Below are 927 nucleotides of genomic sequence, written 5' to 3' on the forward strand. Positions count from 1 at the left end.
CGCCTGCTCCTTGCCGCCGAACTGATCGAGGAAGAGTTCCGCGACCGTCGACTGGTACACCTTCCACATCTTCTTGCGCAGCGTGCGCCCCTTGTCGGTGATGCTCGCGTACGCGGCGCGGCCGTCGTCCGCCGAACGGGCGCGCGTGACGAGCCCTTCCTGTTCGAGCCGGTCGACCAGCCGCGTGAGGTTGTAACGCTCGATCGCGAGCACGTCGGCCAGCTCGTGCATCCGGCGCGTGCCGTCGGGCCCGCTCTCGAGCCCCCACAACGCGTCGTACCACGCATACGCCGGCAGGCCGGCAGCCGCGAGGCGGCGCTCGATTTCGCGAATCATCGTCCGGTGCGCGCGGACGAACGAGAACCACAGATCGGGTTCGGGTGCGCTCATGTCAGGTCGTTCCTCTCATTGAATTGCAGTTGCAATTAAATTTTACCTCGATAACAATTGCCGCCATACGATTGCAATTGCAATCATCTGCCCGCCGATCGACGGGCGTCCCGTCGCGCGATACGGCGCCACGACCGCCGCCCCGCGCAGCCTTATGCTTCTGGAGACATTGCATGACCGCACCTCTCGCGCTACCCGACATCGACCCGCAGGAAACCCGCGAATGGCTCGATGCGCTCGAATCCGTGATCGCGCTCGAAGGCCGCCCGCGCGCGCATTACCTGATCGACCGGCTTTCCGACCTCGACGCGGCGCGCCACGGCGACCTGCACGGCCGCGTGACGACCGCGTACGTGAACACGGTGCCGCGCGAACGGCAGCCGGCCTATCCGGGCGATCTCGCGCTCGAACGGCGCCTCAACGCGATGATTCGCTGGAACGCGATGGTGATGGTGCTGCGTGCCGGCCGGCATTCGAACGTCGGCGGCCACATCGCGAGATCAGATCGGAAGAGCACACGTCTGAACTCCAGTCACC

Annotated in this window: 1 protein-coding gene; it reads right to left on the bottom strand. The window is 65.7% G+C overall.

The features are described from left to right. A partial coding sequence (locus L810_RS43440) for a MarR family winged helix-turn-helix transcriptional regulator (protein ID WP_042978496.1) occupies positions 1–390 on the bottom strand: 390 nt, incomplete at its 3' end. Positions 391–927: the final 537 nt, after the last annotated feature.

It is taken from the genome of Burkholderia sp. AU4i (assembly GCF_000466765.1).
GTDB classification, from domain to species: Bacteria; Pseudomonadota; Gammaproteobacteria; order Burkholderiales; family Burkholderiaceae; genus Burkholderia; species Burkholderia cepacia.